Here is a 16,122-nt window from a genome sequence, read left to right as displayed (position 1 = left end):
ACTGGACAATGAGTGTTTTAACTTCTCTTCCCGAATGGAAAAAGCTGTCTGAACTTGCATCAGCGGTGAAAGATGCCCATATGCGCGACTGGTTTGCACAAGATGCAAATCGCGCAGAAAAGATGCAGCTTGAAGCCTGCGGTATCTTTCTTGATTACTCAAAAAACCGTGTAAATGACGATGCGCTTAAAGGGCTTTTTGACCTAGCTCGTGCTTGTAAATTAGAGCCCCTGCGCGACGCAATGTTTTCTGGTGAGCAAATTAACTCAACAGAAGGTCGTGCTGTGCTTCACACCGCACTTCGTAACTTCTCTGACCGTAAAGTAGTGGTAGACGGCGAAGACGTCATGCCTGAAGTACACGCCACCCTTGAAAAAATTGAAACCTTTACTGCCTCAATCCACAATGGTGAACACAAAGGCTATACAGGCAAACCTATCAAGCACATTGTAGCGATTGGTATTGGTGGTTCGTTCCTTGGCCCTAAAATCATGACCGAGGCGTTAAAACCGCACACGGTTGAAGCGGTTAAGGTTCACTTCGTTGCCAACGTTGATGGTTGCCACATTCACGATGTGCTATCTAGCGTAGATTTTGAAGAGACCTTGGTGGTAATGTCATCAAAGTCTTTCTCTACCCAAGAGACGCTGCAGAACACGCTAACGGCTAAAGACTGGTTCTTAAGGTCTGGCGGTACACAAGAAGATATCGCTAAGCACTTTGTAGCAGTATCTTCAAACGTTAAGGCAGCGACCGAATTTGGTATCAGCGCCGACAACATTTTCCCTATGTGGGATTGGGTTGGCGGTCGTTACTCGCTATGGTCAGCTATCGGCCTGCCTATTTCACTTGCTCTTGGCTTTGAAAACTTTAAAGGCTTGCTTGAAGGTGCATTTGAAATGGATACACATTTCACGACGGCCCCGCTTGAAGAAAACATGCCTGTATTGCTTGCGTTGTTAGGCGTATGGTACAGAAACTTCTTCGATGCACAATCTCATGTACTACTGCCTTATTACCACTATCTTCGCGGTTTACCTGCTTATGTACAGCAGTTAGATATGGAAAGTAATGGTAAGGAAGTCACGCAAGAAGGTGAAAATGTAGACTATCCTACTGGTCCTATTATATGGGGTAGCGAAGGAACAAACGGTCAGCACAGCTTCCACCAGCTTATTCACCAAGGCTCTGGCGTGATACCAGCAGACTTCATGCTGCCACTTAACGTTCCTAACCAAGACGACACGCATCACGCTATGCTCGCGTCTAACTGCTTTGGTCAAACACAAGCACTAATGCAGGGTAAAACTTTTGAAGAATGTTATGCAGATCTAGACGGTAAAGGCCTAGACGACGCAGAACGCAAGCGTTTAGCTGCCCATAAGACCATGCCTGGTAATAAGCCTAGCAACACTTTCTTATTCGATAGCCTTACACCTAAAACACTTGGCGCGCTGGTTGCAATGTATGAGCATAAGGTATTCGTTCAGGGTGTTATCTGGAACCTTAACTCATTCGACCAATGGGGCGTAGAGTTAGGTAAAGTACTAGGAAACCAAGTACTTGCTGGCATTCAAGGCGAAGCAGACAAAGATAATTTCGACGCTTCAACACAACAATTGATTGCTAAATTCAGAGCAGCGAATGCACCAAAATAAGGAATGCGAGGTGATTTAAAATCACCCACCTGGTGCAAATAACAAACTGAACGGCTAGCTTTTTCGGAAGCTAGCCGTTTTTTGTTGCGGTGCTTATCAAGCATACGACAGACATTTTTGATATCCGTAGCGCTGTATTTTTGATTACTAATAAAACAAATAGATTCAATTAGATACAGTTTTTGTTTACGCTTTGAACACACTGAACTTTCCTTGCCCTTGTCATCATATCGTCACAATTTGTTAATAAAAGGTAAATTAAACTATTTTATTTTAGTGGCGGCTGTGATACAAAATTGTACAGAGGGAATTAAAAACAAAAAACTCTGTATTAGTTGTAGTGGTATAAAAAGGAGATCCCAGTGGATAAATCAGATCTATTTGCCATGTTAGACATCGAAGCAAGCCCAGCAAAAACCAAAAGTAAAAAACGTAAGTGGAGAGAAATCGAAGCGCTACAAGATCGCTACAAATTAGAAAAAGAACTGGCCGAACTCGACTGTGGTTTCGAGTACGAGCTAGAAACACTGGAAAGATAAATTTAAGGCCGCCTGTGACACAGGCGGCCTTTTTACTTTCTAGCATGGTGTAAATGCTTAGCGCAAAAGCTAACGCTATACCTGCCAGGTGATCGGCGTTTTACCTTTGTCGACCAGATATTGGTTGGTTTGGCTGAAGTGTTTACAACCTAAAAAGCCTCTGTGCGCTGAAAGCGGAGATGGATGAGGTGCATGTAAAACGTGGTGTTTTTCACGGTCTATGTGCTTACCTTTTTTTTGCGCGTGACTTCCCCACAAAAGAAATACAACGTTGTGGCAGTGCGTATTGACCACATCGATAACCTTGTCGGTGAAGGTTTCCCATCCCCATTTAGCATGGCTATGCGCTTTCCCTTGCTCCACCGTTAGCACGGTGTTAAGTAAGAGTACGCCTTGTTCTGCCCAAGACGTAAGCGTACCATGTTTAGGCTCGCTAAAACCGTCTATATCGGCTGACAATTCTTTGTACATGTTTTTCAGAGATGGAGGTGTCTTAACGCCCGCTTTTACTGAAAAACATAGCCCGTGTGCCTGATTAGGTCCGTGATAGGGATCTTGCCCCAAGATCACGACTTTAACCTTATCAAGCGGGGTGTATTTAAATGCATTAAATACGTCAGACTGAGGCGGGTAAATAACACTACCCGCTTCACGAGCGTTTTTCACCCGCTCAAGCAATTCAACAAAATAGTCTTTTTGCTTTTCATCACCTAGCGTGCTTTGCCAAGTCAACTCCGATGATGACATTACTTAAGTAAGTCCATCATGTGCTGTTTAAGTGCATCGTAAGACGCGGGTAAGTCAACCGCTAAGCTGTCTTCTCCCGCTACGTCGGCCAACGCTTTAGGTAGACTAATAGGATTACCTAATACGTTTTCTACCGTCTCTCTGAACTTAGCTGGGTGTGCCGTTCCTAAGAACAAACCTATTTCACCGTCTTCTAAGTCATGGCTTACCGCGCGATAGGCAATAGCGGCATGAGGCTCGCTGGTATAGCCTTGTTGGGCTAATTGACGCATTGCAAGCTGGGTATACTCTTCGTCTACCATTTCACCTTTAAGACACGACTTGTCGATGTAACCACGCTCTATAAGCGCCTCAATACGAGGCCAGTTATTTGGCTGACTAACATCCATCGCGTTAGACATGGTTGCCACAGTCGCTTTAGGGTCCCACTCACCTGTTTTAAGGTAGCGAGGCACAGTGTCGTTTAGGTTAGTTGCCGCGATAAAACGCTTAATAGGTAGACCTAAGGATTTAGCAATCATACCAGCAGTCAGGTTACCAAAGTTACCGCTAGGTACTGAAATAACAAGCTGTTCGCGCTTCTCTTTAGGCAGCTGACTTACCGCTTCAAAGTAGTAACACACTTGCGCCAACAAACGGCTGATATTAATTGAGTTTGCTGAGTTTAAGTGAAGCCCCTCGCGTACATCAGGATCGTCAAATGCTGTTTTAACCAAGGATTGGCATGCATCAAAGTCAGACTCTACTGCAACAGTATGAATATTGCCGCCTAGCGTGGTGAATAACTTTTCTTGCAGCGCGCTAATCTTTCCTTTCGGGAACAAGATAACCACGTTGATGTTATCGATACCATGAAACGCGTGAGCAACCGCGGCCCCTGTATCACCTGATGTTGCGGTTAAAATAGTTATTGGCTTGCCTTCGCTGATGCGTGAAAGCGTTTGCGCCATGAAACGGCCGCCGAAATCTTTAAACGCTAGCGTTGGACCGTGGAATAACTCTAGGCTGTAGACATTATCATTAACCTGCTCAACCGGCGCACCAAACGCAAACGCGGTTTGAACAATCTCTTCTAACTCGCCGTTATTCAGCTCATCGCCAATAAGTGCGCGAAGCACGTCAATACTTCGCTCGACAAACGGTTTTTCTAACAGTTCGTCAATATTATCTAGAGTGGGAATATGCTCTGGAAAATAAAGCCCCTGGTTTTTACCTAAGCCCCGCTTAACGGCTTCGGCAAAATTTGCTGTGTCCGATGAATCTTTTAAATTTACCAATTCCACTTGCTGTTACCTTTATAGTTGGGCAGATAGATTGCCCTTTTAATCTTTTAAAAAATCACAGTGCTTTTATAAATTACTATGACTTTAAGAAATCATGTGCTTTTAAGAAGTCATGTACCTTTGCGAAATCATATGCCTTTAAGAAATCATGTCTTTTAAGAAATAATAGTACCTTGGCTTGGTATTTGGCACACATGGCTAAAGCCATCTTCGTTTTGAATGTAGTTCGCGGTTAAATATGCTGCGACTTCTTCCGCTTGCGCCTTGCTTGGACATACAGCAAACACCGTGGGCCCCGAGCCCGAAATACCAAAAGCTAATGCTCCGGCTTGCTCGCTAAACGCGCGAGCTTCATCAAAACCTGGCAGTAGCGATTTTCTGTAAGGCTCGGCAATAACATCTTTCATTACCGACGCCGCCAAGTCAAAGTTACCCGCGTGTAAGGCATGAACAAACACGCCAAGTTGTCGGCCAAAGGTAAGCGCCGTCGACATATCCACCTGCTTAGGCAAGATGTCACGCGCTGCCGCCGTCGATACGCTAATCCCCGAATAGCACACTGCATAGTACCAGTCATCGTTAAGAGGTAAAGACAGTGTGACCGGCGCGTCGCTACCTGTCATCAAAGTCATACCACCTAAGTAACATGGCGCAACGTTATCGTAGTGAATACTACCGCTTATTTGACCTTCTAGCTCACCCATCATAATAAGTAGCGTATCTTCATCAAATGGCGTATCGAAGTAAGCATTGAGTGCCGAAAACGCTGCCACAATAGAACTTGCGCTTGAACCTAGACCACTACCAATAGGTAGGTTTTTATGTAGCGTTAGTGCAACAGGAGACGTTAGCTTTCCCGCTTTTTCCATCTGCTCACAAAAATAGTGGTAGCACTTAGTGACAATATTGCTATCTGCATCACCCGGAAGTTTGTGGGCAAAGCGACCCACTGTTTCCAATGAAAATGATTCAGCCGCTTTTATTTCTACCTCGTCACCTAGCTTGGTGCCGTCTACTGGCGCAAGCGCCGCGCCAAGTACGTCGAAGCCTAAGCTTACATTTCCAATTGATGCCGGCGCAAAGGCCTTGAATGCTTTCATATAATTTCTCTTACTTCGCTTGCACATAGCTAACTAAATTAGCCATTAATGAGCCATCTGTTTCCACGGCATAGTACGTAAAATGTCGGCAAATACCCCTGCCGCGGTAACCGTACCACCTGCACCGTATCCTCTGATTACGTAAGGAATTGGGCTGTAGTAGTCGCTATTAATCGCCAGCGCATTCTCGCCGTCTTTCACCTGAGAAAGCGGATTGCTAGCAGGTACGGCCTGTACACTAACTTTGCACTTTCCATCTTCAATGCTGCCAATATAGCGAAGCACTTTGCCTTCCGCTTTAGCCGCCTCAACTTTTTCATTCATCGCAGCATCTAACTCAGGTAGCTGCTGCATAAATTCGTCGATAGAACAGTCTTCTGCAAATCCCGCAGGCAGCACTGACTCAATTTCTATATCAGAAAGCTCAAGCTCTAAATCGGCTTCACGGGCCATAATAAGTAACTTACGCGCTACGTCCATACCGCTTAAATCGTCGCGAGAATCTGGCTCGGTAAAACCATTATCTTTGGCAGTTTGTGTAGCTTGAGACAAACTCATTCCTTCTTCAAGCTTACCGAATACGTAAGATAAACTGCCTGAAAGAATACCTTCAAAACGATGCAGCACATCACCTGCGCTGAACAGTTTTTGTAGGTTGTCGATAACAGGAAGACCCGCACCTACTGTCGTCTCATAAAGGTACTGACGATTTGTAGTAAGTGCCGTTTTACGCAGCTTACGATAATAAGCCATAGCGGAAGTATTCGCCTTTTTGTTAGGCGTTACTACGTGAAAGCCGCTTTCCATCATATCGACGTACTGATTAGCGATGGCTTCATGGCTAGTACAATCAACAATGACCGGGTTGACCAAACTGTTATCGTTCGCAAACTGATGCAGACGCTCTACACTCAAGCCTTCACTTGCAGAATCAAGTGCCGCATTCCAATCGCTGCTCAAATCAATACCTTGGCTGTTCAACAGCAATTTACGGCTATTGGCTATACCATAAACGCGCAGTTGAATATTGCGTTTTAAAAGTGCTGGCTGCTGCTTTTGAATTTGGCCAAGCAGTTCGGTTCCTACATTGCCACACCCTACTAGAAATACGTCTATGGTATGGCGATCAGAGAAAAAATTCTGGTGAATAACCTTTACTGCTTTCTTAGCACGCTTACTTTCGATTACGGTGGAAATAGAACGCTCTGAAGAGCCCTGTGCGATAGCAACATTGTTTACTCGCGCTTGAGCAAGCGAGTTAAAGAAGCGCGCTGCCAAGCCTTTAGTTTGACGCATACCGTCACCAACCAAAGTAACAATGGCCAAGTCGTGACGCACTTCAATAGGGTCCAGCAGCTGGTTTTGTAGTTCTAGCGCAAATGCATCTTCAAGTAGCGTTAATGCACGGCTGGCGTCTTTGCTTTGAATGCAGAAACTAATTGAGTATTCCGAAGATGACTGAGTAATAAGGCTAATTGAAATATTAGCGTTAGACATCACCTCAAACACACGACTCGCCATACCCACCATGCCTTTAAGGCCTGGGCCGGCCACGTTGAACATAGTGACATTATCAAGCTGTGAAATACCTTTAACCGACGTCCACACTTCGCTTTTTTCATTACTGATTAGCGTACCAGGCGCTGCCGGGTTTAACGTATTTCTGATTAAGCAAGGAATGTGGTGCTGAGCGATAGGCCCAATAGTTTTGGGGTGAAGCACTTTTGCGCCGAAGTAAGACAACTCCATCGCTTCTTGATAAGTAAGCTTATCAAGCAGTACCGCGCCTTCAACTTGATTTGGATCAGCGTTGTAGACACCGTCTACGTCAGTCCAAATTTCACAGCAGCTTGCGTCGATACAGGCCGCCAAGATAGCTGCTGAATAGTCAGAGCCGTTACGTCCTAGGGTTACTTTTTCGCCTGCTTCATTAACAGCGACAAAACCAGGCATAACCAAAAACTCACTGCCATCAGTAGGTACATCTGTAAAACGTGCTTTACTTAGCGATACGTCGGCAATACTGTCTAGGTAATCGCCCTCGGCAAGTACATATTTAACTGGGTCGATAACGCGATTTGCGATCCCTTTAGCCGATAGCATAGCGCTAAAAAGCGTCACCGAGATGTATTCGCCAATGCTAAGAATACCAGCAGCAACATTATCTGGCGCAACGCCGAGCAGCTTAATGCCTTCAAGATGCTGTTTTAATACTGATAAGTGACTATTGATAAATTCCACCACGCTTGCGTGCTCAAACCCGTCGAACTCATCGTTTAGGTCATTGGCAATGCCGGTAACCGTGTCGTTCAACTTATCAAATAATGGCTGGAAATCTTCACCCGCGGCTGCTTGTTCACAAAGTAGTGAAAGCGCGTTCGTCACCCCTTTGGGGGCAGAAAGTACAACCGCAGCACCGTCGGTTTGGTGGGTTGCCGTGCTAATTTCCATAACGCGCATGTATCGCGGTGCATCGGCTAGAGAAGAACCCCCAAACTTTAAGACTTTCATATGCTGCTCCTTAAGGTTACGCATGCTAAAACGTGTGTAAAAAAAAGCCCGCTCTGTGTTAGGCGGGCTTTCGTTGTCTTTTGCTTACTTGCACTAGTCAGCGACCGCCCTTGTTAAGGTGGTAATTAACATAATGGTGGTGCGAGTAAGTAGAATCTTTTTCATACAAGCAATTTGCCGTATAGACGTCTATAAGTCAACCGCAGTTTTCACCACACTGTATTGCAAAATATGAAACACTCTTTAATTAATATTTCTTTTTAAGGTACAAATACGAGTTCAAGCTGTTTCTTAGTCGACTTACTAGTACTCTGATAGCTTTAAAACCTGCTTATTTCTAAGATCATTAAAACAGAACTCATCCAGTGAAAACCTTTCTTTAGGCCAAACTCGCCTTTAAAAATGGGGCTGTTGCACTTTGTTGGACCTCAGCAACCTCCTCTGGGCTACCTTCTGCAACGATTTCTCCTCCCTCATCACCTGCGCCTGGCCCCATATCTATAATGTGATCGCAAGCCCCAGCCACCTGCATATTGTGCTCAACCATCACCACCGTATTCCCCGCTTCAACTAGTGTGGTTAAATGCTGCATAAGTAGCGAGGTGTCTGAAAGGTGTAAACCTGTTGTAGGTTCATCGAGCACATAAAGGGTATTAGCATTTTGAGCACGTTTAAGTTCTGACGCTAATTTAATGCGCTGCGCCTCGCCGCCTGATAATTCAGTAGCACTTTGCCCCAGGGTTAAATAGCCAAGCCCTACATTCATTAGTATTTGAAGCCCCCGCGTAATGACTTGATTACTATCAAATACAGATAGCGCTTCTTCAACCGTAAGCGATAGTACATCAGCAATAGAGTGTTCGTTGTAACCGACTTCCAGTACGTTTTCGTTAAAACGCTTACCGTTGCAAACGGTACAGGGGGAATAAACACTCGGCATAAACAGTAGTTCTACCGATACCACACCCAAACCTTCACAATGTGGGCATCGCCCTTTTGCGACGTTAAACGAAAAATGACCCGCATCGTACCCACGGGATTTTGCTGCTTCGGTTGAAGCAAATAAACTTCTGATTTGATCAAATATACCGGTATAGGTTGCCAATGTTGAACGAGGTGTCCTGCCGATGGGAGACTGATCTACCACAACTATACGGCTTAACTCTTCAAGCCCGCTTTCAATGCGGCCTTGCTGCAGCTCACTTTCATTAGAAAAAGCGTCATGAGCAAGAAGCGAATTGGCATCAGTAAGCAGTTCCTTCGTTTCTCTTGTTTCTTGCGCTCGCTTTCCTTCTTTCTCGGTTGTACTTAAACCATCTTTGACCAACTCAACCAATGCTTGGCTAATCAAACTCGACTTTCCAGAGCCCGAAACGCCTGTGACGCAGGTCATCACACCAAGAGGAATATCAATATCAACATGGCTGACATTATTTCTAGACACGTCTTTTAACCGTAATACCCCTGACGAATTACGTTTGATACGCTGGCTTAGGGCTTTATTGTTAAAAACATAGTCTGCCGTTGGGGAGTTTTTTATGCTTGCCAGCTTCTTAACCGGCCCACTGTAAACAAGCTCACCGCCGTTCACTCCAGCTCTCGGACCTACGTCTACAACCCAGTCAGCGCCTTTGATAACGTAAGGATTGTGCTCGACAACAAGCAGTGAATTTCCCGTTTCGGTAATATTGTGAAGCGCGCGAATAAGCCCTTCTACGTCGCGAGGGTGAAGACCTGATGAGGGTTCATCCATCACAAAGACAACGCCAAATAAGTTTGATTTAAGCTGAGTTGCCAGACGTAATCGCTGTAGTTCGCCTACTGAGATACTTGTTGTACTTCTATCTAATGACAGGTAATGAAGCCCAAGCGCTATTATGGGTTTCACCCTTTCAATAATGTCGCCCGTAATATTGCGTATTACCTGACCACGCTCCGACGTATCGCCGTCAACTGAATTTCTTAACGCCTGAAGCTTTTCGTGAACTTGCTGTAGTGGCAGCCTTGAAAAATCAATAATATCTAAACCGTCAACTTTCACTGCTAGCGCATTTTGCTTGAGCTTTTTTCCACTGCAAACCGGACATGCTTCAACAGATATGAAGGGAGCAATTCGCTGCTTCATTTTCTCTTTTTGAGACGTTTTGAAAGTATCGAGCACATGACGCCGCGCGCTGATAAACTTGCCATTGTAGCTGGCAGATTCACCTTCTTGTTGTGCTTTTCGGGTTTGCGCTAAATTATAGTTTCGATAGACGGGTAACTGAGGCATTTCATCAGTGAATAAAATCCAGTCACGCGTTTTTTGAGGTAGTTCACGCCATGGAATATCAACATCTATACCTAACGATAACAGTACCCTTACAAGATTTTTGCCCTGCCAAGCGCCAGGCCACGCTGCCACAGCGCCCTCACGTATAGTGAGGCTGTCGTCGGGAACAAGGCGATGCGCTTGTGTGTCAAAAACTTTTCCAATACCGTCACAGTGTTCACATGCTCCTTCAGGCGTGTTGGGGGAAAAACCGTCTGCATATACAATGCTGTGGCCCTCGGGGTAATCGCCTGCCCGGGAATAAAGCATTCGCAGACTATTAGAAAGCGTGGTGATACTGCCAACGGAAGAACGTACTGAAGGTGCCCCCCGGCGCTGGTGTAGCCCCACGGCAGGCGGTAAGTCTTCTATTGCGTCGACGTCAGGTTTTTCCACCTGCTCGATTAACCGTCTGGCATAAGGTGATATTGAATCTAAATAACGGTGCTGAGCTTCTGCGTAAAGCGTACCGAAAGCCAAAGAAGATTTTCCTGAGCCAGATACACCGGTAAACACCACCACTTCATTTCGCGGTATATCGATACTGATATTTTTTAAGTTGTGTACACGGGCGCCGCGTACGTGAATTTTCCCCTTATCATTGTGCACTTCATCACCTGCATATCACCTTTATTAAAGAATATTTAGATACAGGCGCTGTATTTCGATCACTATTTTTAAACAAGCATGTCAGCTGTCTGATATGAGGTGTTGAGCTAAAAAATCCACCAGCAATCTAATTTTAGGTGCGACATTTCGGTTTGAAGGAAATACCGCCCAAATAGCCTCTTGCTTGTCTTTATACTCAGGGAACAGTTCTATTAGTTGACCTGAGGCTAGTGCTTTGCGCACGTAAAACCCAGGTAGTTGTGCAATACCTAAACCAGCAATCGCAGCGCTGCATAGGGCATTCCCGCTGTTATACCGTACTCTCCCCTGTACAGGAATTGATTGAATTTTATTATCGATAAGTAAACGCCAATAGGGCTGTGACCCCACCAGCAGCGAGTGCTCTTTTAACTCTTCTATGCTTTTAGGCTGACCTTGCTCTTTAAAATAATCCCTACTTCCGCATACAAATAAATGTCGGGTAGCCAGCTTTTTGGCAACTAAGGTCGAGTCTTCTAATTTGCCAATGCGGATGGCCAGGTCGAGCCCCTGCTCTACAATATCGAGCTTTTCGTTTGAAAAGGTGCATTGCACGCTAATGCCGGAATACTTTTGCATAAAGGTATTGAGCAGAGGCGCGATGAATGCTTCGCCGAAAGCGACGGGAGCGGTAAGTTTAATGAGCCCTTGCGGCGATGCTTGAAGTGCGCTTACAGATAGCTGGGCATCTTCAAGCGCTTTTAACGCGGGTAAGACTTGCTGAAAATACTGCGTACCCGCTTCAGTAAGCGATACGCTGCGCGTTGTACGCTGTAATAATTTTACGCCTAGCTGCTTTTCAAGTGATGCGACTTTGCGGCTTATCTGCGCCACTGACGTATCTAGCTTGTTCGCAGCTCCGGTAAAATTGCCAACATCGGCCACAGCACAAAATTCTGCTATTCCCTCAAGATATTTCATTATTGCCACTCGCTATCGATACGTTCTTCAACGCAGTACTTATTTCTTATTACATTCTATTTGGCAAAATTAATTATTACAAATATGAAATAGTGATTTACTAAAAACGTATTTATCATTAGTAATCCGTCTCCTATACTTTGGCCTATAAAGCATCATCGTATATTCATGATAAAGGAGTCATCACATGACATCGTTTAAAGATTCGTTGCAAGAAGGTCAAACGCACATCAAGTCAAAAGCTGCGGTGGCTTGGGGCCCGGGTGAGCCGTTAAAAATGGAAGAAGTTGACGTAGAGCTTCCTAAGAAAGGTGAGGTACTTGTACGCATCGTTGCAACTGGCGTATGCCACACTGATGCATTTACGCTGTCCGGTGATGATCCTGAAGGCGTATTCCCTTCAATTCTAGGCCACGAAGGTGGTGGTATTGTTGAAATGGTGGGCGAAGGCGTTACTAGTGTAGAAGTGGGTGATCACGTGATCCCTCTTTATACAGCAGAGTGCGGCGAATGTAAGTTCTGTAAATCAGGTAAAACTAACCTTTGCCAAGCAGTGCGTGAGACGCAAGGTAAAGGCCTAATGCCGGATGGCACAAGTCGTTTTTCTAAAGATGGTGAGCCAATTTATCATTACATGGGCTGCTCAACGTTTTCTGAGTACACGGTTTTACCTGAAATATCGCTAGCGAAAGTAAACAAAAATGCGCCGCTAGACGAAGTTTGCCTGCTTGGTTGTGGTGTAACTACGGGTATGGGTGCAGTACTTAAAACTGCAAAAGTACAGGAAGGCGACACGGTTGCTATTTTTGGACTAGGCGGAATCGGTCTATCAGCCATCATTGGTGCACGTATGGCAGGCGCAGGTCGCATCATTGGTATCGATATTAATGAAAGTAAGTTTGACCTAGCAAAACAGCTTGGCGCAACTGACGTGGTAAACCCACAGAATTTCGATAAGCCTATTCAGGAAGTGATTGTTGAAATGACGGACGGCGGCGTTGACTACTCGTTTGAATGTATCGGCAACGTCAACGTCATGCGTTCTGCACTTGAGTGCTGTCACAAGGGTTGGGGCGAATCTGTGATTATTGGTGTTGCGGGCGCAGGACAAGAAATTTCAACGCGTCCATTCCAGTTGGTAACAGGTCGTGTATGGCGCGGTTCTGCTTTTGGTGGTGTTAAAGGTCGCTCAGAGCTACCAGGAATTGTTGAACAATACCTAAACGGTGATTTTGGCCTTCAAGAGTTTATCACTCATACCATGGGCCTTGATGAAATAAACGAAGCGTTTGATTTAATGCATAAAGGTGAAAGCATCCGCTCAGTTGTGCATATGGATAAATAAGCTAAGTTGTACTAGCGCTATACATTTCAGGAGAAGCTCTGCTTCTCCTTTTCTTATAATATCCCTTGCTCTAACGCTTTGAGCACGGCCCTTGTTCTATCTCTTACGCCAAGCTTGGCCATGATCGATGAAACTTGATTCTTAATCGTGCCTGTAGATTTAAACATCGCATCCGCAATTTCCTTGTTGCTATAACCTGCGGCAACTAACCGAAGAATGTCGACTTCCCTCTCAGAAAGGGGCTCCGGATTTTCAAACGACTCAAATTCTACGTTCAGTCCTTTCAAGCCTTGCAACACTTTTTCGGTTACCGCGGGCTGAATCAGCGTTTTACCATTTTTTATTTGTGTAATAGTGTCAACCAGGGTTTCTAGCGATACATCTTTAAGCAGGTACCCTTTTGCACCAGCGCGCATAGCGCCATTTACCAACTCATGATCGTCAAACGTTGTAAGCATTAGCACCGGCGTATTAACCCCCTTATCACTTAGCGCAAGTAGAGTATCAATACCCGATAATTTGGGCATGCGTATATCCATCAATATCACATCACAATTTGAAGCGTTTTCACTGTCAATAAGCTGCTGACCGTTTTCATATTCCCCAACAACCTCAACACTGTCATCAAGCCCTAAAAGCGATTTAATGCCCTCTCGCACCAGCATTTGATCTTCAACTAAAATAAGGCGTGTTTTCATTCGCCCTCCGGAATGTGAATTGCGATGCGAAAACCCTGCTCGGTTTGTTGCCAGCTGATAGTTCCATTTAGCTCATGAACCCGTTCCTGCATTCCTTTGAGCCCATTGCCAGCCACCACATGACTTGAAGTGTCTGATCCGCTTGGCCCCGCCTCCTCTTGAACGCCTTCTTCATAAGCGCCTTCTGTATAGCTACATGGTGCTTTGTCGAAAAATTTTATGCTACTTGGCTGTTCGCCACTTAGTTTCTTATCAGCAGTATGCGGCACCATACTATCCTGCATTAGTAGTTTGTAAGCCCCGTTGTGTTGCGTTAGTGATATGGAAAAATAATGCGCCTGTGTATGGCGGACCACGTTAGTTAGCGCCTCCTGCATATTTCGCAACAGGCAATCGGCAATTCGCACGTTAGTTAACGTTAAATTATCGTCTATGTGTAGATTTACCGCCGGCCTAGGCAAGTCTTTAATCAGTGCGTTTACCGCTAATGAAAAATCAATAGCCGCATTTTCTCTGATGTCAGATATCGCTTCTCTGACATCAGAGAGTAAAAGCTTTGCAATACTGTGGGACTGCTCAACGTGTTGCTTTATGGCTTGCGATTCAGTGCTCTCTAATAAATCCGCCTTTCTCGACGCGACTTGAAGGTTGATGGTAAGCGCCGTCAAATGATGCCCTAAAACATCGTGAATGTTTCGCGCTATACGCAGGCGTTCATCTTGAGTAAGCGCCTGCTTCATTAGCTGCTGAGTACTCAGTAATTGTCGATTGAGCGCATCGGCTTCTTCTCGCGCTTTCGATTCTTTAATGGCCGTGTTAGACATGATCATAGCGAATACATTGAATGTCCAAAAAAGCGCTCCAGTTAACAACGCATACTGTTCATTCCATACTGCGCTTTGAATAATAACGGTAGGTAAAGAGATTGGAATGGAAAGGGTAACGCACTGCTTCCACGGCATGTAATAAGGGAGTATGGCGCAACAGATCACTACGAAAATAGCGAGGTAAACATAAGGAACAACCAATTGGCTAACAACCGCAATGAAATACATAAGACCCAAAATATAAAGGCTTGAGCTATTGTTCATTCGATGCTTACTAATGACGGTAAAGCAAATCGCTAGTGTAATAAAAATAATTGCTGCGGATAGTGTACGCCAATGCACTAACGAGAATTGGTTTATGAGAAAATAAAGCGCAGAGCAGCTTACCACCAACCAAGTAATACATGCTGAGGCGTGCTCTATATCCATTTTCACCTGCTTGTGAGCAGAGACTGAGATGTCCATTCGTGTCTGACTACCTATATCTTTTCGTTCTTATAGCGCTACTTTGACAAAAAACACAGTTCAATGCATGGGCCAGAAGTCACTTTTTAATTCATGACTTCTGGCACTGTTGTCAATCTCGTGAAGTTATCACTATAAACCTACAATTTTGTTCATTGCCAAAGGAAAGCAAGATGCAAACAATTCACGGCTTTATAGTAACGCTTCATATTTTAACGGGTGCTCTGTCACTTATACTGTTTTGGGTGCCTAGTCTTACGAAAAAGGGCGGAAAAGCCCACAAGCAATTTGGCGGTTACTACATAAAAGCGATGCTAATTACGTCTATTAGTGGCGTTATCAGTTCTACCATGGTGTTGTTTTTTCCACTAGTCATCTACCCAACAATACCTGAGCACTTTGAGTCTGTTGCATATTTCACTGCATACCTTAGAGGTCAATATCTCTTTTTGCTGATGTTAAGCCTGTTGGTATGGAACAACATAAAGCATTCCGTAGCGGTGCTTAAAGCGAAGCAAAATCTTGAGCAGCTGCGTACTATCGAGTATCTATGGCTACCCGTACTGCTTTTTGTCGTCGCTTCTATTGCGTTGTATCAGGGCATTACGTACGGCATCACGCTAACTTGTATCTTTGCCCCTATTGCGCTGTTAAATGCCATTGGTATTGGGCGCTATGTTTATCAAAAAGACATCGTTGCAGGTTCGTGGGTGACTGAACACATTGGGCATATCATCGGCTCTGGTATTGGTGCATATACCGCATTTTTTGCCTTTGGAGGACGCGCATTATTTGAAGGCTCGCCGTCACTGCAAATTGTCAGTTGGATTCTACCTGCTCTTATAGGCGTTCCTTTTTCAATCTGGCTTAGCTGTAAGTACAAACCAAAGTCGTCTATTAATAAGTCGCCTTCTTTGAAGCCTAAGGCGGTAAAAAGCTGAGGGCTTAACCCAAAATTTAACGGCTGTTATCAATGCTAATCTTGGGCCTGTTGACCTTTGCTGTATATCAAAGCTCAACGGGCGCTAAATGCAAAACTGAGGCTTTACCGTTTGGACAACACACAATC

At 44.9% G+C, this 16,122-nt stretch carries 12 protein-coding genes; 4 read left to right on the top strand and 8 right to left on the bottom strand.

Going from position 1 to position 16,122, the window contains the following annotated elements; genetic code table 11:
- The first annotated feature begins 8 nt into the window (after positions 1-8).
- Entirely contained in the window at positions 9-1,658 is a 1,650-nt protein-coding gene (pgi, locus tag IW644_RS05660) for a glucose-6-phosphate isomerase (protein WP_269916779.1), read from the top strand.
- Between the two features lie 362 nt (positions 1,659-2,020).
- On the top strand, positions 2,021-2,197 hold the full coding sequence (locus tag IW644_RS05655; protein ID WP_012519516.1) for a DUF3545 family protein: 177 nt from the start codon (positions 2,021-2,023) through the stop codon (positions 2,195-2,197).
- Between the two features lie 75 nt (positions 2,198-2,272).
- Here the strand turns inward: IW644_RS05655 and ung are convergent, their stop codons facing one another.
- The 6 genes from ung to IW644_RS05625 all read right to left on the bottom strand — a co-directional run bounded on the left by ung (position 2,273) and on the right by IW644_RS05625 (position 11,718).
- A complete protein-coding gene (gene ung, locus IW644_RS05650; RefSeq protein ID WP_269916778.1) occupies positions 2,273-2,944 on the bottom strand; it encodes a uracil-DNA glycosylase in 672 nt (223 codons plus the stop codon).
- A complete protein-coding gene (thrC, locus tag IW644_RS05645) occupies positions 2,944-4,227 on the bottom strand; it encodes a threonine synthase (RefSeq protein WP_269916777.1) in 1,284 nt (427 codons plus the stop codon). The genes ung and thrC overlap by 1 nt, the downstream gene beginning before the upstream one ends.
- A 155-nt stretch (positions 4,228-4,382) precedes the next feature.
- The gene (gene thrB, locus IW644_RS05640) at positions 4,383-5,327 is read right to left on the bottom strand and encodes a homoserine kinase (protein WP_269916776.1); all 945 of its coding nucleotides are present in this window, start codon (positions 5,325-5,327) and stop codon (positions 4,383-4,385) included.
- 45 nt (positions 5,328-5,372) lie between these two features.
- On the bottom strand, positions 5,373-7,838 hold the full coding sequence (gene thrA / locus IW644_RS05635) for a bifunctional aspartate kinase/homoserine dehydrogenase I (RefSeq protein WP_269916775.1): 2,466 nt from the start codon (positions 7,836-7,838) through the stop codon (positions 5,373-5,375).
- A 379-nt stretch (positions 7,839-8,217) separates the two neighbouring features.
- Positions 8,218-10,758, bottom strand: a complete 2,541-nt coding sequence (locus tag IW644_RS05630) for an excinuclease ABC subunit UvrA (RefSeq protein WP_269916774.1) — start codon at positions 10,756-10,758, stop codon at positions 8,218-8,220.
- A gap of 81 nt (positions 10,759-10,839) precedes the next feature.
- Positions 10,840-11,718: a LysR substrate-binding domain-containing protein gene (locus IW644_RS05625; RefSeq protein ID WP_269916773.1), complete on the bottom strand. Its 879-nt coding sequence runs from the start codon at positions 11,716-11,718 to the stop codon at positions 10,840-10,842.
- A gap of 187 nt (positions 11,719-11,905) precedes the next feature.
- On the opposite strand from IW644_RS05625, the gene IW644_RS05620 reads away from it, so the two are divergent.
- Positions 11,906-13,063, top strand: a complete 1,158-nt coding sequence (locus tag IW644_RS05620; RefSeq protein ID WP_269916772.1) for an S-(hydroxymethyl)glutathione dehydrogenase/class III alcohol dehydrogenase — start codon at positions 11,906-11,908, stop codon at positions 13,061-13,063.
- Positions 13,064-13,116: 53 nt separating this feature from the next.
- On the opposite strand, the gene IW644_RS05615 is transcribed toward IW644_RS05620, so the two are convergent.
- Positions 13,117-13,761, bottom strand: a complete 645-nt coding sequence (locus tag IW644_RS05615; protein ID WP_269916771.1) for a response regulator — start codon at positions 13,759-13,761, stop codon at positions 13,117-13,119.
- Positions 13,758-15,053, bottom strand: a complete 1,296-nt coding sequence (locus IW644_RS05610) for a sensor histidine kinase (protein WP_269916770.1) — start codon at positions 15,051-15,053, stop codon at positions 13,758-13,760. The genes IW644_RS05615 and IW644_RS05610 overlap by 4 nt, the downstream gene beginning before the upstream one ends.
- 173 nt (positions 15,054-15,226) lie before the next feature.
- On the opposite strand from IW644_RS05610, the gene IW644_RS05605 reads away from it, so the two are divergent.
- Entirely contained in the window at positions 15,227-15,994 is a 768-nt protein-coding gene (locus IW644_RS05605) for a hypothetical protein (protein WP_269916769.1), read from the top strand.
- Positions 15,995-16,122 lie beyond the last annotated feature (128 nt).

This window comes from Alteromonas sp. PRIM-21 (assembly GCF_027563165.1).
Classification (GTDB): Bacteria; Pseudomonadota; Gammaproteobacteria; order Enterobacterales; family Alteromonadaceae; genus Alteromonas; species Alteromonas macleodii_A.
The sequence above is the reverse complement of the archived record's forward strand: the minus strand, read 5'-3'. Positions and strand labels throughout refer to the sequence as shown.